Genomic DNA, 17,204 nt, shown 5'->3' with positions numbered 1-17,204 from the left:
TTCCTTTCCTGGCGCAAGAGTCTCAGCTGCGAATTCCACGTTAACCTTCGACTGGTTGGGACGGCGTTTTGAGCACCAATTGATAGAACCCCAGGTCTAACCAGCGACCGAATTTGTAGGCGACCTGTCGTATCGTCCCAGAGAGTTCAAAGCCGAGCTTCTCGTGCAGGCGAACACTTCCCGCGTTGCTCAGATCGATGCCGCCAACCAGAACATGAACATCGTTCTGTTCGGCCATTTCGATCAGCCGTTTCATCAGCATCATACCGAGCCCTTTACCGCGATGATCCTTATGAACGTAGACCGAATGTTCAACGGTGTACTTGTAGGCGGCCCAGGGGCGAAAGGTCCCGTAACTGGCAAAGCCCATCAGTTGGCCAGCCTCGTCGACGACGCCAATCACGGGGAAGTTACCTGCCTTCTTGGTGGCGAACCAAGTAACCATACTTTCCATGGGACGCGGATGATAATCATACAGCGCCGTGGAATGCACGATCGCGTCGTTAAAGATCTCCAGAATCGCCTGGGCGTGTTCTTCGTAGGTGCAAGGTACAAACTGCATATAGGTGCGGTCTCGGGGCAGTGGAGAATTCAGTACTCCCCATCATACCATAACGCCGCGCGGCGAAGCGGCCGGTGCCGTGCGGCAGGCCCCCTCGGAAAAGCGACCGGTTCTCAGGAAGTGCAGAATCTCTCGCAGTGATTCCGGATGACGCAAGATGCGATTGTGTCCACACGGAACGAGCACGTGATCGACCTGATTCTCGATGTAGGTACTTTCCAGATGAACCAGAATGTCCTGTGTCCCGGCAATCACGCCCGTATCAAGCGAGTCGACCATCGGCAGTCGATGTACCAGGCTATCGGGCGAAGTAGAAATATCGGACAGGGCAGGGCAGAGGTAATGAAGCCCGCGGGCCGCGAGCGCAGCGACTCTTGAGCCATGATTTGGGGGTGCCAGCATGACGAGTCTCCCTGGCCTGCGCCAATGCATGTCCGCAAGCACAGCCCTGAGGATGATTCCCCCCATGCTATGCGTAACGAAGTGCAGCGGCTCCAGCGAGTCGGCTTCCCCTTTGAGAAACGCTCGTAACCGCTGGGCATGGTTGGTCACGCTGTTTCCCACGCTACGGTAGCACCAACGTGTCGGGAGATATTGGTTCTGCGCGAGAAACCGATTGAGCGGCCCCAACACCCACCGGTTACCAGACAGGCCGTGGATCAGGATGACCCGCTCCGCGTGATCCGCATCTTGCTGATTATCTGATTCCATATCTACAAGTCTCCACAGGTCGAACGTCCTCCCTAAGCATTTCGCGTAATCGTGACCTTTTGTGGGCAACCGCTTTCTATTTTTTCCGTTAATCTCCGTGAAGGCCGAACCACGGCTTGCCAGCCAGCGAATCCCCCACCTACCGGCACTGTTCGAGCAAAATTCTCTGAAAGGTTTTCTCGACTTCTGCCATTTACCTACCAGACGGCCGCTTTTGCGAAGCGAATCACCTCGCACAAGCGTCATTCCAGCAGCACCCTATCCCAGAGGCTACCATGTCTTCCGCGACAGAATTAGAGCAAAAGAAAATCGACCAGATCGCCCATTTTCTACAGCATGGAGGAATCGTGAAGAAGTTTAATTTTCCTCGCCTGTATCTGCCAAACTTGCCGGGCTACAAACCCAAATACTACGAAGAAATCGGACAGATGATCGCGAGTAAGAGAATCCGCGTCTATGAAGGCAATGGAGAAATCCCGGGAGCCAAGGCGTTTTACAAAATGGGTTCTAATTGTTTGTATCTAACCTCAGAGACCAAGCCGCTCAATACTCCAGACCACTGGAGCACGATCGCTCATGAAGCGACTCACATGATCCAAGACATGAAAAAATGGCGCATGACCATGCAGGAAATGGAAGCCGATGCGCACTTCGCCCAGGCACTATTCTTGCACTACAAAAATGGGTTCCTCAGTGGAGGATTGATGCAAACCTTTACCAGCGCCGCCAAAGACTTTGCCGCCGGCAATATGCGAGAATTCAAAAAGAAGTGCCAGGCGATGCTCGGCGAAGCTGGTAACAAGTACTACGGCAAGAAGGGCTACGAAAAGCTGTACATCAAGGAGCGTCAGGACGGGATCCCATAGTGCCGACGTGTGCACTCCACCACCGGGTCCGATCCGATTTTCTTCTTTCTCACATAATCTCGCTTTGCGCGTCATGGTTACTGAAGGAGGCAGATGAGGTCGCGTCAGGACGGCATCTCGTAAAATCTGCGCAAAACCCGACAAACATCCCTAGCGGGGGAGGCGAACAACCTTGACGAACGGTATCGCAACGACTTCAATCGAATCCGTCCATACCGTTTGTCGAGGAGTTTCATCTTGCATCGTTTTTCTCTAGCTTCAATCGTCGCACTCGTTACCCTGAACTTCTCAGGCTTGGCCTTTGGGCAGAACCCAGCCCCTGGCATGCAGATGGTCCCCGTCCAGAACGTTACGCTCGACCAGGCCTTGGCAGGCGTGCGTTGGCAAGGGCGCGTACCGTCACCAGCGTCGATCGGCGACAAGACTCCAGTCGTGATGATCTACGCCTCTTGGTGCCCCAAGTGCAACGCCTGGTCCCCGGAGCTCTTCGCACAAATCCATGAAATGATTCGCGACCAGCCAGTCGTGCTGTTTGCCATCAACGCCGATGAAACCACGCGCGGCGTCAGCTACGCCGTGGAACGCAACCTGGTTGGGCCGAATATTTTCCACGGAGACGATCCCTCGATCGTCCAGCGAATGGGTTTTCAAAGCGAACTCTTTATGTATTCCGTCTTCAAAGATGGCATGCAGGCCGGGCGATCCTCGGCAGGCAGCTATTTTCCCAAGAACGACGGTACGAAGGAATTCTCCATTGTCCGCGACATGAAATCGGGGATGGGTGGAAGTTTTTCGATCCTGACAACCGATATGTCGCCACGCTTGAGAGAAATCCTGTGGCCTGCGGAAATTGGTGCCAAGTTGGACGAGCGGTCGCTTATCTCCCTGCGAAAGAACATGGACGAATCGCTGGCCGATGAATTCAACTCGGCCGTTACGGACTACTTGAATCGTCAAATTGAAACCATCAAGACCTCGCGAGAAGGCACGATTCCCCAGCAGATCAAGGGTTATGAAATCGCAGAAATGGTGGCCACCGATTTCAAATCGACGCCCCAAGGACGCGCCTGCCGAGAACTGGTCGACAAGTTGGAGGAAGACGAAGTCTTTCAGAACGAGCTGACGGCTAAAAAGCTTTACGATCAAGGCAAACAAAAGGCGAATTCCCCAGTCACGCTGAAAAGAATGATGGGACGCGTCATCAGTCGCTACGCCGACACGCACTATGGCCAGGAAGCCCAAAAGGCGATCGATGCCGTCCAATAGGTATCACGACTCTCTACTTGCTTGTTCCGGGTGAACCAATTACGGTCGGGGAATCCTACCCGTCCGTCCCACCTTAGGAACCATCTCATGAGAACCTTCCCGACGCTCCTTTTCGTCGTCGCTATTCTCTCGTTAAGCTCTTTTCAGTCGCTCGTCGCTCAGGATAAAACCGACGACAATATCGACTGGTACGACGTTACCCAGTGGGGAGTCGAAGGCCGAATTCTGCCAGAGCAAGATCGTGCGCGCTGGTTCGATCGCCTGCCAGCTTCTGCCGAAGGAAAAGTGACGCCGGCCGTATGGGGACTCAGCCGAGACAGTGCCGGCATGATGGCCCGCTTCAAAACCGACGCCACTGAGTTCTGGATCGACTACAAGCTGAAGGATGGCGGCATCGCCATGCCGCATATGCCAGCCACCGGCGTCAGCGGCGTCGATCTGTATGCTCGCGATGAAGACGGGAAGTGGAAGTGGGTCACCGTGACCAAGCCCACCGCGCAAACGGTAAAAACCAACTGGATCAGCGGCCTGGCTCCTGGTCACCGCGAGTTTGCTGCCTACTTGCCGCTATATAACGGAATTGAATCGCTGAAGATTGGGGTCAAGAAGGGATCGCAGTTCGAAGAGATCGCACCGCGCGAGAAGCCGATTGTGTTCTACGGTACCAGCATCACGCATGGTGCTTGTGCCAGCCGCCCAGGCATGGTGCATACGGCAATTCTCGGACGCTGGTTCGATCGTCCGGTGGCTAACCTCGGCTTCTCTGGCAATGGCCGGATGCACAAGGAAGTGGGTGACTACCTGGTTCAAGTCGATGCCGCGGCCTATGTGATCGACTGTCTGCCAAACATGGGCGCCACGGACGTTGCCCAGCGCTGTGTGCCGCTGGTGAAGCAGCTTCGCGCCGCCAAGCCGGACACGCCGATCATCCTGGTCGAGGACCGCCGCAACACGAACGACTGGATTTTACCGGCCCGGCATCAGCATCATACGGCCAACCATGCCGCGCTCAAGAAGGCGTATCAAGAGCTTACCGACGCTGGCGTCAAAAACCTGTATTACATTGAAGGGGATCACCTTTACGGCGACGATACTGAAGGTGCCACCGACGCCTCGCATGCCAGCGACCTGGGCTTCATGCGGCAAGCCGAGATCTTCAAGCCGGTCTTGGAAAAAGCCCTCGGCTCGAACTGAGTGGAACTCAGCCGCGGATGACTGGCAAATTGGCGCGGTCACTCCCTTCTAGCTCAACCCCGAAATGCTCGGCCAACAGGTCGAGCATTTCTTCTTGCGTACCAATCGGAGTCTTGGTGGCTTTACCATTGGCATCCCTCACCGAAAACTCATCGTTCAACATCGTCAACCTGACGCCACTGGGCGCGGCCTTGGCCACCATCAACAGGTTCTTGAATCGCGACTTGGGGCTGGTCGACGTGTACCAATTGGCCACCTCGCGATCGATCAACGGCATCTGCTCCATCGTCATCTGATACACATCTTCCCATTGGCCGGCCAACAAGGCCTGGTGGAAGGTAAGATCTCCATCCCGCACGATCCGTCGCGTCTCGTGAGGCGTTTTCTGCGGAAGATCGAGTTCCAATTTCAACACCGCGGTAGGACTGAGGCCGCCCACCCCAACGTCGGCCAGCCACGAAGAACCATCCATTTCTATCCGCACTACCAGGTGTGTTCGAGGAGTGATCTCGCCTCGCGCGTACCCTAACTTAACCCGGGCACTAATCGGAGCGACGTCGTACCCCATCGCCTCCAGCACCAACAGCAGTAGCCCGTTCTGCTCGAAGCAGTACCCCCCGCGACGATCGTGCACCAGTTTCTTTTGTAGCGAAGCCGGATCCAGGAGAATTGGCTTCCCCAGCAGAACATCCAGGTTCTCAAACGGTATCGTCAGTACGTGAGCGTGCACGATGTCGTTGAGCACGGCTGGCGTTGCCTCGCGAGGACCTTCGTAGCCGATTCGCCGGAAATAGGCATCCAGGTCCACATAATCCGAAACGCTTTCCTGCGAGCTTGCGACTTGATCCATGATCGATTGCTTTTCCATGATCCGAACGGATGACTAACTTCCGATGCCACACAGCCCGGAAAGGTTCGCGGCGATTATCGTATCAGCGCTGAGGCTATCGGTCCCATGCCCCATCGACGCTAACTTCAGGCGGAGGCCTGCTGAATTGCGCGACAATGTCGTGCCGCGTTCGCAGCACTCGAAAAACCACTCCTCTCGGTGGTCAAAAAACGTCCTCTCCGGGTATTAGATCGGTAAATCGTTCAGGAACACCCACTTAGGACATGCACGATGATGCCACGTTATATCTCTTTAGCGTCACGCGTGTGTTTTGGCATGGCACGTGCCTGACGTGGGAGATCACTTCCTGCTTAATCACTGCCTCTCGGGCTAGGAGTAGGGAAAGTACTGGTCTCGTAATTGATCTGTTCATTCACCAAATTCGTACAGGACCACTGGTAACATGGATCGAAAACTTCTGCCTCAGCGGGGATTCACGCTGGTCGAACTCCTCGTAGTGATCGCCATTATCGGCGTCTTGATAGCGCTGCTGCTTCCAGCGGTTCAGCAAGCCCGCGAAGCGGCCCGGCGCATGCAGTGCACCAACAACCTGAAACAGATTGGCCTGGCGCTGCACAACTATCACGACACACATCTCGTGCTGCCGCCGGCAACGATCAACGCGGCATGTCGCGGCTGCGACGCGGCTCCCTATCCGACGGCGATGAAGGACAACATTCGTAACATCACCGGTCATCTGCTGATCTTGCCTTTCCTGGAGCAGGGGGCCATGCATGCTCAGCTCGACTTCCGCTATCCCATGGGTCTCGCTTCGCCCGCCGATGGCGATACGCCTCCCGACGCGACCGACGCCGCCGGCAATATGGCCGTGCTGCAAGGAGCACGCATCGATCTGTATGCCTGCCCATCCGATCCCTACGACAAGCTAGGCACCGTCACGTCCGATTGGTACTACAACCAGAACTATGCTCGCACCAGCTACGGTTTCATCGCCAGCGATTGGAACGACTACAACAATGAACTTTATTGGCACGGATCGACGAGCGATTCCAGCAAGCGGCCGGCATTCGGCGACAATGGATCGGCCAAGTTTCGTGACATCACCGATGGCTTAAGCAGTTCGATCTTGATGTGTGAATCACCGATGCAGAAAGAGTCCGACTCGTACGGTCCCTTCTGGGGTGCTTACACGCACACCTACTGGCTGCAAATGTCACGCGGGATTAACACGCCTGCTTCCCCGCCAAATCCACGCCCGTATGCCTGGACGCCGGGCAGCAACCATCCCGGCGGATGCAACGCACTATTCGGGGATGGCTCCATCCACTTCCTGAGCGAAACCACCAAACTCGACACGCTGCGTTATCTCACCCGTATTGGCGACGGTCAGGTTCTGGAAGAGTATTAATCACCAAGGGAAATTAAACGCATGAAGCCTTTTCACGCTCACGCCTGTAGATTGTTTCTGGTGGTGCTTGCCGCGCTCGTTACGTCGACCGCCGCCGGTTGCTTCAGTTCGTCGAGTAGCGGGCCGGAACTTGCCGAAGTCAGTGGTGTGGTCACCATGGGAGGAACGCCACTTCCTAACATTCAGGTTTTATTCGAACCAGAGGCCGACGCCGGCACGTCACGCGGTACGAGTGACGCCGAAGGGAAGTTCAAGGTTTACTATCCGACCAACTCCCTGGGAGCCGTCCCTGGCAAGCATCGGGTTCAATTTCAGCTGATGGATGCCGACGCCGGAAAGGACATCGTCCCGAAACGCTTCGCCGTCGGTTCGCCAGGAATCCCGGTTGACGTGACGGCGACCGGGCCCAATGAGTTCAGCTTCGACCTGGCCCAAAAATAGTAGCAAGCTTTACGAGGATTGCTTGAAGTCAAGAAGTAAAAAAGGGCCCATGGCATTCCTACCATGGGCCTTTGCTCGTAGAGTCAACTAAGTTTTCTCGAGTGTGATCGGAATGTCGTTTTCACCCGAATCGACACTCACGGGGCTGGATGGCGCTCGAAACTTTCGCCACTTGACGGGTGGACCGAGAGCCCGACCGGCTTCATCTTCCTTTTGATCCGGCGGCATGTACATCACCTGGTACTCCCCAGGCTGAACGCCCCCGTTTCCGGCAGTCACCAACGAGTATCCGCCATCCGCGTTGATCTTGCCGATCGCCGGTTTCACCCCTTCGGCGAGCGGACGAAAGACGATACTCCCCCCGTCCACCGTTTCTCCGCCTGCGGTGACCATTCCGGTAACACTTGCGTTGGAATTACAGCCCGCCAAAGCCGTTAGTGCCAACACGCCGATTATTCCCATTGTCCAACTTTTCATGACCTGGTTTCCTCTTAGAAGGATATCGAGTCGAGAACCGATGCGTGCTCTTTTCTGTTCCGGCCCACGCATGCATGCCGCAAAAGCGAGCCCCTCCGGCTCGCTTTTTAAAACCACGACAGAAGTCGACTAGTAGTTGCCGACGACTTCACCATCGTTCATCTGACCCAGGTTGTCATAGGCATCCAGGTTGATCGTTTCAGCCAGAAAGTGCACCGAACCATCGCCGAACAGGAACATGGCTCCGCCTGGATGCAAGCTACCGAAGCCCTTGTCCCAGGAAGCAGGATCACCAGCCGGACCGCCACCGTTGGAAAGATTGATCGGCACGCCGTGCCATGCTTCTCGCAGTGGCCCCCAGTGCGTCAATGCCGTGCCGGAACCACCTTTGGGGCTACCCGCCCAAACCGGGTAGGTTGGGTTCTCGCCATCCGGTGCACCAGCAAGACGACCGCCCCCCGCTTCGCCGATCGCGATCGTATTCGACAAACCATCGGTCACGTCCCGTAGCGATCGAATCGAAGTAATGAATCGGTTAAAGAAACCATTGTCGGAACCATGTCCGTGCCCCAGGCTACCGGCATAGTTCGCCTTCCCGCATTGATGCCCCATGTCGGAACCGGGACGAACTTCAGCGAGCGTATCGGAAGGACAGATGAACGCTTCCAGCACGGTCGCTTCCGGCCCAGGCGTGGTCCACACACCATATTGGTGGCAACCGCAGTAGATCGAGCCCGACTTGCCGGTTGGATCGGGAGGATAGTTGCCAGACTCTTCCAAGATAGCGTCCCAAACGGCCGGTTGTTCGATGAAGGGAAGAATGAACGTTCCCCACGTGTATCCACCGTGACCGGTTCGGCTGCCGCCAGGAGGCAAGTTGCCGTAGGTATCATGAAAGTTATGCAGCGCCAGGCCGATTTGCTTCAGGTTGTTGGAGCATTGCATGCGACGAGCCGCTTCGCGTGCCTGTTGCACGGCGGGCAGCAAGAGGGCAATCAAAACGCCAATAATGGCGATCACCACCAACAATTCAACCAGCGTAAAACCGCGTTGTGGGGAAAACGATCGTCGTGAGGCTAAGACGTCGCGTTTCATGAATCTCTCCGAAAGGAATACGGTGTGAATAGCACGAGAACAAGCATGTAGCCGAGGCAGTTGCTACACGACTAATTATACCTTTTGAAGGAGTTTCCCCTTGAACAAACGACCCTTATTTTGCGACAATCAAAGGTGTTGCACTTCGGTCTTTTGCCTGCCTGAATTGCAATATCATTACCATATCACGCTTGCTATGGTGCTGATATCTAGTTCCATTTGATGAATTGCCGATTCTAGCGTTCAGATATCCACACTTCTGATTCACACGATTTGCGACACAACATCGTAGTATTTTCATCCATGGTGTGATTAATCCTGGCGCAGCTGCTACTGCCGGAGGTCGTCGAGACCGTGAACGAAGAAAACAGTTTCTTTCATTACTTGCCCATTTCCGATCAAGACATGCAGTTCGGCTTCTATGTCACCGGAGGGGGCCGCGGCACCGTCCCGCCGAATGTGAACTATCCACCGGGGCAGCACCCGGGCATCTATCACTTCTCGTGGGAACGAGGACGCGAACTGCCGGAGTTTCAGATCCAGTTCATCAGCTCGGGGCGCGGCGAATTCGAGTCAGCCCCCAGTGGTCGCGTTTCGATCGAGGGAGGAACGCTCTTTCTCCTGTTCCCCGGTGTTTGGCATCGCTATCGCCCCAAACGCGAGATTGGCTGGACCGAGCGGTGGCTGTCGATCCATGGCGAGTTCATGCACCGACTCGTCGAACAGGGGACCATTTCTCCCGACAACGCCTTCGCGAAGTTGGATGCGGCTGAAGCCGACTCGTTCCTTGAGACGTTCGACCGACTGCTCAATCGCATCCATGCCGATCCGCTGCGACATACGCCGACGGTTTGCGCCAATGCCATGGAACTGCTGACATTGTCCATGGAGCACCTACCCACCGTGCAGCGTCCCGCCGCGTCCACATACACCGGTCGCACCAACCCAGTGGACGACCCCATCGTCAATCGAGCGCTCGACATCATCTGGACCCACAGCGACCGCCCCCTCTCAGTCAATCAGTTGGTGGCATCCCTGCCAACAACACGCCGCACGCTCGAACGCAAGATGATGGCCAGCCTGGGGCACACCGTGCTTGACGAGATCAATCACTGCCGACTTTTACGTGCCAAGCGTTTGCTCACCGAAACAAGCCTACCGATTAAGTCGGTTGCCTACCTGGCCGGATTTAGCAGCCAGGAACGCTTCCGTAGGCTAATGGTGGCGAAAGAAGGATGCCCGCCGGGCGAGTACCGGCATCGCGAGCGATCCAACGAGAAGCCGAAGCGGTCGTAAGCCAACCTACTCCCCCAGTTTCCAAAGCTCTGGCTTGGTTTCCTGGAGGATCTCTGAGATTGCCTTTCGGTCGGCAGTGGAGAGGTGATCAAAGTCGCCGCTGGTGTCCTCACCGTCAAGGACTTCCCGCAGCCGCTGCGCGATCGTGGTCTGCATGTTCAACGGAAGCTGATCGAAGGTCTTCGAATAGATCAGGTAGCTGCACGGGTACTTGAACAGCCGCGTCTTCAAGTCCAGGTCCCGCAGCGAGCGTCCCTGGGAGTCCTTGATTCCTTTCGCTTGGAACTCTTCGGCAAAACGCGACGTTCCCGCGACGGCATCGGTCAGGGGAGCTTCGTCGACCATCAACATGTGCCGGACGACCTTGTCGGCCGCACTTTGCACGCGCCGCACCGTCGTGTCGCTCACGTGATCGGCAGGGCGCTCTAGCGCCTCGTTCATCACCTGATCGTGATGGGCCGAACGTCTAGCTTCGTGACTGGCCAGCGTCAGAAAGTTCTGCATCTGCAGTTGATGCTCAAGCACCAGTAGCGCCACGATGTCGCTATGAGGCGTCACGTACTTTTCGACCTGGAACAATTCACTCAGGTCGGTCACGTTCGCCCCGGCCTCACGATCGAGTTCCTCAGGCTTGTAGCGATCTTCCGAAATCACGTTTCCCATGTGTCGCATCGCGCCGTGCGTTCCGGTCACGTACCAACCACCCCAACGCTCGGAAAGGGGGCTCGTCTGGTCCGTATTGAATGTCCCGGAACCATAATGCGGCATTCCACTCGACATCACGTACATCGATCGCACCAGCCCGCCTGGGACGCGCTGGGTACGCGAAGACGCATGGCATACCGTGCATTGCCCCTGATCGCGAACGAACCGTGGCTGCTCTTCCGGTTTTTGCTCGAGCGTGTAAAACACTTCTCCTCGAATCGGGTCGGTCGTCATCACCTCCAGCACATCACCGCGCTGCACCCACCCTACGTACGATTCGTCGTTGAAATAGAGGGCCCGAGGGCGACGCGGAGAGATTTGCTGGAGCTGAAAACTCGACTTCGAATAGACCAGCACCTGTGACTCAGGCGAGATCTCCAACGCTTGGAGGACCGACTTAAGAAAGCCGTGATCCTCGTCGAATTCCAGCGATTGCTTACCCTCGTCCAATTGTTGTTGCACGCGGGCAACCGGGTTGTCGACCGATTTGTCGCTGTAGTTGATGGGCTCTTCGTCGTACGGCTCCTGAGCCGAGAGCTGAGATACGGCCAACAACATCGTCGCTAAAATGAAGATCCATGAAGTTTTCATAGCGAAGCCTGCTTTCATGTCTCTCAGACTACCTCGCGAGCGGTTACCTGGGACCGCCAGAAAATCTGAGTTCGTGTCAGTGGATGACAGGGGAGGGAAATCTCAATCATCAAGCAAACGCTTTATTCTGGACATTATTATCCACTTTATTGGCACGAACGTCAAATGGTGTTTTTCGCCGCTCTTGGAAATCCTGGCGAGTCGTTCATTACGCGGCTATACTCAACGTTCCAGATCGCGGCACCCCCCGGTGCAAATCCCGCCTGACTAACCTTCTTCTTCATGACGAAATTCAATGATGCAACGAATCATTTCATGGACTTTGGTCTTGGCCATCGCGTTTGGCATCGGGCTGGTCCCCAGCATTGCCGCTGCCGCTGAGCGTCCGAACATCCTCATCATGATGGTCGATGACCTTGGGTTCTCCGATTTCGGTTGCTACGGCAGTGAGATCGAGACGCCCAACATCGATCGCCTGGCCAAGGATGGGCTCCGCTTCCGCAACTTCTACAACACCGGCAAGTGCCATTCGTCACGGGTATCGCTCCTGACGGGCTTGTACTGCGATCAAGCCGGCAGCGAGTCCCTCAAGCGTGGCGTCACGATTGCCGAAGTACTCGGCAACGCTGGCTACACCACGGCCATGGTGGGCAAGTGGCATTTGAGCAAACAGCCGACCGACTTTGGTTTTCAGAAGTACTTCGGCCACCTTTCCGGGGCCACCAACTTCTTCAAGGGGGACAACACGTTTCGTCTCAACGGCGAGAAATGGAACGACTTCGATGACGACTTCTACACCACCGACGCCAACGTGAAATGGGCGAAGAGGTTTCTTGCCGAGTCTCTGGAAGAGCATCCCGACAAGCCGTTCTTCCTGTATGTTGCCCATAATGCACCCCATTACCCGCTTCAGGCTCGCGAAGAAGATTTCCGCAAGTACGAAAACCGCTACGGCGACGGCTGGGACAAACTTCGCGCGGCACGTTACGAGCGACAGCTTGAAATGGGGTTGATTCCCAAGCAGTGGGCATTGTCTCCACGGCCCGAGCATGTTCCCGATTGGAGCTCCCTGACCGACGATCAACAGGATTGGGAGCGTCGCCGCATGGCTGCGTTCGCCGGAATGGTCGATCGGGTTGATCAAACGACCGGTGACCTGGTCGCGTTTCTGAAAGAGAAAGGAGTCTTCGACAATACCCTGATTCTGATCTGCTCGGACAACGGGGCCTGTCCGTTCGACCGCACCCGCGGCAAAGAGTATGACACGTGGGACCCACGTTCTTACTGGTGCTATGACACCGGCTGGTCGCATGTTGGCAACACGCCGTTTCGCCTGCACAAGCAGAACCAACATGAAGGTGGTATCTCGTCTCCGTTGATCGCTCACTGGCCAGCTGGCATGAAGACCAAGCCTGGCGCGATCACCGATCAGCCAGCCCACCTAATCGACTTCATGGCCACGTGCGTCGATCTAGGTAAGACCGAGTATCCCGCCAGCTGGCCCAATCGCGAGTTGGAGCCGCTGCAAGGTCTCTCGCTGTCACCCATCCTGGCAGGCGAAACCCGCAAGTCGCATGACTTCCTGTACTTCCATTTCTCCACCAATCGAGCCATTCGGGAGGGTAAATGGAAGTTGGTCACGCATCGTGCTTCGCAGTGGGAACTGTACGACATTGAAAAGGATGGGACCGAGCTGAACAATCTTGCCGATCAGTACCCCAAACGTGTGAAGGAGCTTTCGAAGCTCTGGCATAAGACGGCCATCGAGACCGATCACCTGAAGGAGAAACAGGCTCTGCCCGTCTCGGGCAAGAAGCCACCACTGTTGAACAAAGACGGCACGCCGGCCAAGGACTAGCGAAACATGGCTTGGTTGCCACGGCAGGGGCGGATCGGGTAACTTGTTCGACAAGCACCTCGGCACCTCCTTGCTATCAGGCACAAGTATTCCATGATCGTTACGGACAAAGAAAGCTGGCTGGGAATGATCTTCGCCGTTCATGGAACGACGATGGAATCGATCTGGCCGCGCGTCGCCGTTGTGTTTTTCTGGTCAATCCTGATCACGGTCATCGCTTACACCTTTCCCGAGCAAGCCTATACGCTGACCATGGCCCCGTTTACCGTGGTCGGCCTGGCCCTGGCCATCTTTCTCGGCTTTCGCAACAACGCGTCGTACGATCGCTATTGGGAAGGCCGCAAGCTGTGGGGACGCATGGTCAACGTCTGCCGAAGTTTCACCATGCAGATCAACACGCTCGTCGATGATGCCAACAGCGGGGATGGCACCCAGACTTCCGGCGAAGTCCAACAACAGCGCCTGCACATGGTGCGGCTGATCATTTGCCATATCCACGCCCTGCGGCATCGCCTGCGCGATACCGATGCGGCAACCGACCTGGAAGAACAGCTACCAGGCGACGCGCAGCTCAAGCATGACCTGGCCCAGGACAACGTTCCGGCGGCGATCGCCGATCGAATCTCGCGCCAGATCAATTCGGCTTGGCGCAAGGGGCGACTCGATACGTACCACGTCCCGCTGCTACACAACTGCTTGACGGAAATGATGGGCATCCAGGGAGGCTGCGAGCGGATCAAGAGTACGCCCATTCCGTACACCTACAGCGTGCTGACCCACCGCACCGTATTTATTTACTGCATGGCGCTTCCTTGCGGTCTGCACGACACGGTCGGACCACTGACGCCTCTGGTTGTCGCGCTGGTTGCTTACTTCTTCCTGGGTCTGGATGCCGTGGGGGATGAAATCGAACAACCCTTCATGACCGACGACAATGACTTGCCGCTGCTGCAGCTGACCACCATGATCGAGCGAAACGTCCTGCAGCTTTCCGGTTGCCCGGACGAGGATCTGCCGGAACCAATCAAACCGGTCGACCATTTATTGATCTAACCTCGTGCACCTCCCGCCAAGCCATGCGAACGTTGGAAGAACTTATCGACGAAAGTGATCCTGGGATGCAGCGCATTCAAGAATGGATCGCGGCGGCGACGGTTCACGTCGAGATCCTGCCTCCATCCGATCAGCGCGAACAGGTACTGCTGGATGTGCAGGTCACAACTCGCAGTACCATGGGTGCGATCGCCTACGAAACGGGCGGAATCGTCGTCGATGACGGCTGGCTACGTTTTCTCGGTTCCGGTCATCCAAGTTTCACGCGAACCTTACCGGCATGGAATCAAGGACGTAGCCACGGCTTCTACTTGATCGCGGACGACGCCATCGGCGGGTTCTTTTCCATCAACGGGGGCAAGCTGGGGGAAGACTTTGGCAACGTCTATTACCTGGCGCCGGACGATCTCGAATGGGAGCCTCTTGAGATCGGCTACACCGACCTGTTCCACATCGCAGTTACCGGCGGTCTGAGCGATTTTTATCGCGATCTGCGTTGGACATCTTGGCAGGCCGATGCCCGGCGACTTGCCCGGGATCGCTGTTTTTTCTTCTATCCTTTTCTCTGGACGGCCGAAGGTTCGATTGCCAAGAGTACCCGCAACGACGTCCCGGCATCCGAGGCTTTCGACCTGAAAAACGACCTTTTTCAGCAGTTTTCTGGGGATTGAGGGCAGGCCGAAAAGCCGTCCGCACATCCCTTTTTTAAGATGTCGGGGGAACTTTTTCAGCGTCCTATCCTTCGGGCGGTTTTCGTCGTAAAATGCTCTTTTATGCAATGACTACCGTTAAACAAAGTGTTTCCCGGCTGTCCTGCTAAATTTGCTCTCAAGGAATGGATCATGCCGGAAGGTATCATCAAACGTCTCACCGACAAAGGCTTCGGTTTCATCGACACGGGTCAGAACAAGGACCTGTTTTTCCACCTCTCGAATTTGGACGGCGTTCGCTTCGAGGAACTTCACGAAGGTCAGCGCGTCTCCTACACCGAAGGCCAAGGCCCTAAGGGTCCACGTGCCGAAAACGTGAAGCCTGTTTAGTCACAGATTTCACATCTAGGTTAAATGTCGGCAAAGAAGCGTCCCACCGGCGGGCGCTTCGACCGGCTTACCGATGTCTCAGTCTCTTGTTCGACTTTCTGTTCAAGTCCATGGCACGAGGCTGACGTTCGTCGTGCGCGGAACTAATTTTCTTTCGGCCCATCTGGCCAGGTCAAACGTCTTCGCATTCTTCAAAGCAACCCGCTAGAATTCATGCGGGGTGGCGAAATGCGTTAAGCTGATTTCCTCTTCATCTGTTTCAGTGAATGAAATCTCTCCGGGGATACCCCGGAGCACCCTGAATGGTAAGCAATTCCATCGCTTGAGCAACGATGCGCCTCGCGCATGATGGCTCAAGCCAGACTAGACGCGTTAGCCATTTCGCCACCCTGTTTTCATGCACACGATTCAGTTCTACGCCATTAACTTAGCGGGCGTCTTTGTCGACGGGCCATTTGACGTCGATGCATTGGTTGAGCGTGGCAGCCAGATCCTCTCCAAACGAGGCCGCTGGCTACGTCCCCTCGCTAAACGTCTCGCGAAAACTTTCGGCGATCGTATTCGACCCCGAAAATCGGATGTCGTCTCCTTCCTTCTCGCTGACCAGGGTTTTCGCAACGCTTATCAAAATGGGCGATTCAAGTTCTCGAGTTTGCTCAGGCCCGCCCCTGAAATGGTCGCCCCTGCGGTTACAACGACCTGGCAAGCTCCCCTCAACCTTCGAACGCCGCAAGACCTGTCGCATTGGCTCGACCTCAAGCCAGGCGAACTGGCTTGGTTCTCAGATCGACGCCAACTCGAAGCCAAACAGAATAAGCCGAAGCTGCAACACTACCGCTATCGCCTGCTTCCCAAGCGGCCCGGAGAGTTTCGTCTGATCGAAGCCCCCAAGCCTCGACTGAAGACTATCCAGCGTCGAATTCTGAAAGACATCTTAAACCATTTGCCGCCGCACGATGCCTCGCACGGCTTTCGATGCGGCCGTTCGATTTCTTCCTTTGCCCGTCCGCATATTGGCAGGGAAGTTGTCCTCAAGATGGATCTTCAGGACTTCTTCCCATCGATTCGCGCCGCTCAGGTTCAGGCGATCTTTCGTTCGCTCGGCTACCCTGACTGCGTCGCTGACCTACTCACGGGTCTCTGTACGAACTCCGCCCCAACCGAGATCTGGAATGCGTTGGATCACGCCCCACCGGCAAAGATTCAATACAAAATACGCCGTTATGCGCGTCCTCACCTGCCGCAAGGGGCTCCAACATCACCCGTCCTGGCAAACCTTTGTGCCTTTCGAATGGACAGTCGATTAGCCGGCTTAGCCCGCAAGATGAATGCCTCGTTTACTCGCTATGCGGATGACCTGGCATTCTCCGGCGACTGCGAGTTCGCTCGAATCTGCCGTCGCTTCTCCGTTCACGTAGCCGCTATCGCCATGGAAGAGGGCTATACGGTGCACTACCGCAAGACCAAGATCATGAGGAAAGGAGTGCGACAACGAATCGCGGGAATTGTCGTTAACAAACGACCCAATATCTTGCGGAAGGACTACGATCGCCTGAAAGCAATCTTGTCCAACTGTGTTCGAACGGGCCCCGCTTCTCAAAATCGAGAAGGGCATGATGACTTCCAAAGTCATTTGGCAGGCCGTGTTTCGTTTGTGGAAATGATCCATCCCGATCGAGGACGAAAGTTGCGAGCGATCCTCGAACAAATCGACTGGACCGTGTCGTGATAATAGTCACATGGCGTGTCCTCAAGAGGTAAGCTTTTTCCATATCTTGAAATTTAGCCGAC

17 protein-coding genes are annotated in these 17,204 nt (G+C 55.8%); 11 read left to right on the top strand and 6 right to left on the bottom strand.

Going from position 1 to position 17,204, the window contains the following annotated elements; genetic code table 11:
* Positions 1 to 40: 40 nt before the first annotated feature.
* Positions 41 to 562, bottom strand: a complete 522-nt coding sequence (locus Pan97_RS12585; RefSeq protein WP_144973032.1) for a GNAT family N-acetyltransferase — start codon at positions 560 to 562, stop codon at positions 41 to 43.
* A 42-nt stretch (positions 563 to 604) separates the two neighbouring features.
* Positions 605 to 1,273 carry an esterase/lipase family protein gene (locus Pan97_RS12580; RefSeq protein ID WP_144973030.1) on the bottom strand — a complete coding sequence of 223 codons (669 nt, stop codon included), beginning with the start codon at positions 1,271 to 1,273 and terminating at the stop codon, positions 605 to 607.
* Between the two features lie 275 nt (positions 1,274 to 1,548).
* Here Pan97_RS12580 and Pan97_RS12575 point away from each other — a divergent pair, with 275 nt between their 5' ends.
* The 3 genes from Pan97_RS12575 (at position 1,549) to Pan97_RS12565 (ending at position 4,599) form a co-directional block, all read left to right on the top strand.
* A complete protein-coding gene (locus Pan97_RS12575; RefSeq protein WP_144973028.1) occupies positions 1,549 to 2,139 on the top strand; it encodes a hypothetical protein in 591 nt (196 codons plus the stop codon).
* Positions 2,140 to 2,376: 237 nt separating this feature from the next.
* Complete coding sequence (locus tag Pan97_RS12570) at positions 2,377 to 3,405, top strand: TlpA family protein disulfide reductase (RefSeq protein WP_144973026.1); 1,029 nt, start codon at positions 2,377 to 2,379, stop codon at positions 3,403 to 3,405.
* 87 nt (positions 3,406 to 3,492) lie between these two features.
* Positions 3,493 to 4,599 (top strand): SGNH/GDSL hydrolase family protein, encoded by a 1,107-nt coding sequence (locus Pan97_RS12565; protein WP_144973024.1) that lies wholly within the window; start codon positions 3,493 to 3,495, stop codon positions 4,597 to 4,599.
* A 7-nt stretch (positions 4,600 to 4,606) separates the two neighbouring features.
* On the opposite strand, the gene Pan97_RS12560 is transcribed toward Pan97_RS12565, so the two are convergent.
* A complete protein-coding gene (locus Pan97_RS12560; RefSeq protein ID WP_144973022.1) occupies positions 4,607 to 5,449 on the bottom strand; it encodes an arylamine N-acetyltransferase family protein in 843 nt (280 codons plus the stop codon).
* Between the two features lie 442 nt (positions 5,450 to 5,891).
* On the opposite strand from Pan97_RS12560, the gene Pan97_RS12555 reads away from it, so the two are divergent.
* Together Pan97_RS12555 and Pan97_RS12550 are read left to right on the top strand one after the other, a co-directional pair.
* A complete protein-coding gene (locus tag Pan97_RS12555; protein WP_144973020.1) occupies positions 5,892 to 6,857 on the top strand; it encodes a DUF1559 domain-containing protein in 966 nt (321 codons plus the stop codon).
* A 21-nt stretch (positions 6,858 to 6,878) separates the two neighbouring features.
* A complete protein-coding gene (locus Pan97_RS12550) occupies positions 6,879 to 7,298 on the top strand; it encodes a hypothetical protein (protein ID WP_196782377.1) in 420 nt (139 codons plus the stop codon).
* Positions 7,299 to 7,385: 87 nt separating this feature from the next.
* Here the strand turns inward: Pan97_RS12550 and Pan97_RS12545 are convergent, their stop codons facing one another.
* Positions 7,386 to 7,775: a hypothetical protein gene (locus Pan97_RS12545; RefSeq protein WP_144973018.1), complete on the bottom strand. Its 390-nt coding sequence runs from the start codon at positions 7,773 to 7,775 to the stop codon at positions 7,386 to 7,388.
* 129 nt (positions 7,776 to 7,904) lie between these two features.
* Entirely contained in the window at positions 7,905 to 8,870 is a 966-nt protein-coding gene (locus Pan97_RS12540) for a DUF1559 domain-containing protein (RefSeq protein WP_144973016.1), read from the bottom strand.
* A 354-nt stretch (positions 8,871 to 9,224) separates the two neighbouring features.
* Between Pan97_RS12540 and Pan97_RS12535 the strand changes: the two genes are divergently transcribed.
* Complete coding sequence (locus Pan97_RS12535; protein WP_144973014.1) at positions 9,225 to 10,166, top strand: AraC family transcriptional regulator; 942 nt, start codon at positions 9,225 to 9,227, stop codon at positions 10,164 to 10,166.
* A gap of 6 nt (positions 10,167 to 10,172) precedes the next feature.
* Here Pan97_RS12535 and Pan97_RS12530 read toward each other — a convergent pair whose 3' ends face one another.
* Positions 10,173 to 11,462, bottom strand: a complete 1,290-nt coding sequence (locus tag Pan97_RS12530) for a hypothetical protein (protein WP_144973012.1) — start codon at positions 11,460 to 11,462, stop codon at positions 10,173 to 10,175.
* A gap of 295 nt (positions 11,463 to 11,757) precedes the next feature.
* Here Pan97_RS12530 and Pan97_RS12525 point away from each other — a divergent pair, with 295 nt between their 5' ends.
* From Pan97_RS12525 to Pan97_RS12505, 5 genes are all read left to right on the top strand, one after another.
* Entirely contained in the window at positions 11,758 to 13,320 is a 1,563-nt protein-coding gene (locus Pan97_RS12525; protein WP_144973010.1) for an arylsulfatase, read from the top strand.
* 93 nt (positions 13,321 to 13,413) lie between these two features.
* The gene (locus Pan97_RS12520; protein WP_144973008.1) at positions 13,414 to 14,373 is read left to right on the top strand and encodes a bestrophin family protein; all 960 of its coding nucleotides are present in this window, start codon (positions 13,414 to 13,416) and stop codon (positions 14,371 to 14,373) included.
* A gap of 23 nt (positions 14,374 to 14,396) precedes the next feature.
* A complete protein-coding gene (locus Pan97_RS12515) occupies positions 14,397 to 15,044 on the top strand; it encodes a DUF2625 domain-containing protein (RefSeq protein WP_144973006.1) in 648 nt (215 codons plus the stop codon).
* 171 nt (positions 15,045 to 15,215) lie between these two features.
* Positions 15,216 to 15,413 carry a cold-shock protein gene (locus Pan97_RS12510; RefSeq protein WP_105352531.1) on the top strand — a complete coding sequence of 66 codons (198 nt, stop codon included), beginning with the start codon at positions 15,216 to 15,218 and terminating at the stop codon, positions 15,411 to 15,413.
* Positions 15,414 to 16,086: 673 nt separating this feature from the next.
* On the top strand, positions 16,087 to 17,142 hold the full coding sequence (locus Pan97_RS12505; RefSeq protein WP_196782376.1) for a reverse transcriptase family protein: 1,056 nt from the start codon (positions 16,087 to 16,089) through the stop codon (positions 17,140 to 17,142).
* Positions 17,143 to 17,204 lie beyond the last annotated feature (62 nt).

Origin of the sequence: Bremerella volcania (assembly GCF_007748115.1) — a bacterium.
Classification (GTDB): domain Bacteria; phylum Planctomycetota; class Planctomycetia; order Pirellulales; family Pirellulaceae; genus Bremerella; species Bremerella volcania.
This window is presented reverse-complemented; position numbering and strand designations above follow the sequence as displayed.

Coding starts and splice junctions, on each gene's coding strand:
- Pan97_RS12505 (WP_196782376.1), top strand. CDS start 16,087: ATGGTCGCCCCTGCGGTTACAACGACCTGGCAAGCTCCCCTCAACCTT.
- Pan97_RS12530 (WP_144973012.1), bottom strand. CDS start 11,462: ATGAAAACTTCATGGATCTTCATTTTAGCGACGATGTTGTTGGCCGTA.
- Pan97_RS12540 (WP_144973016.1), bottom strand. CDS start 8,870: ATGAAACGCGACGTCTTAGCCTCACGACGATCGTTTTCCCCACAACGC.
- Pan97_RS12565 (WP_144973024.1), top strand. CDS start 3,493: ATGAGAACCTTCCCGACGCTCCTTTTCGTCGTCGCTATTCTCTCGTTA.
- Pan97_RS12580 (WP_144973030.1), bottom strand. CDS start 1,273: ATGGAATCAGATAATCAGCAAGATGCGGATCACGCGGAGCGGGTCATC.
- Pan97_RS12525 (WP_144973010.1), top strand. CDS start 11,758: ATGATGCAACGAATCATTTCATGGACTTTGGTCTTGGCCATCGCGTTT.
- Pan97_RS12545 (WP_144973018.1), bottom strand. CDS start 7,775: ATGAAAAGTTGGACAATGGGAATAATCGGCGTGTTGGCACTAACGGCT.
- Pan97_RS12560 (WP_144973022.1), bottom strand. CDS start 5,449: ATGGATCAAGTCGCAAGCTCGCAGGAAAGCGTTTCGGATTATGTGGAC.
- Pan97_RS12555 (WP_144973020.1), top strand. CDS start 5,892: ATGGATCGAAAACTTCTGCCTCAGCGGGGATTCACGCTGGTCGAACTC.
- Pan97_RS12550 (WP_196782377.1), top strand. CDS start 6,879: ATGAAGCCTTTTCACGCTCACGCCTGTAGATTGTTTCTGGTGGTGCTT.
- Pan97_RS12515 (WP_144973006.1), top strand. CDS start 14,397: ATGCGAACGTTGGAAGAACTTATCGACGAAAGTGATCCTGGGATGCAG.
- Pan97_RS12520 (WP_144973008.1), top strand. CDS start 13,414: ATGATCGTTACGGACAAAGAAAGCTGGCTGGGAATGATCTTCGCCGTT.
- Pan97_RS12575 (WP_144973028.1), top strand. CDS start 1,549: ATGTCTTCCGCGACAGAATTAGAGCAAAAGAAAATCGACCAGATCGCC.
- Pan97_RS12585 (WP_144973032.1), bottom strand. CDS start 562: ATGCAGTTTGTACCTTGCACCTACGAAGAACACGCCCAGGCGATTCTG.
- Pan97_RS12510 (WP_105352531.1), top strand. CDS start 15,216: ATGCCGGAAGGTATCATCAAACGTCTCACCGACAAAGGCTTCGGTTTC.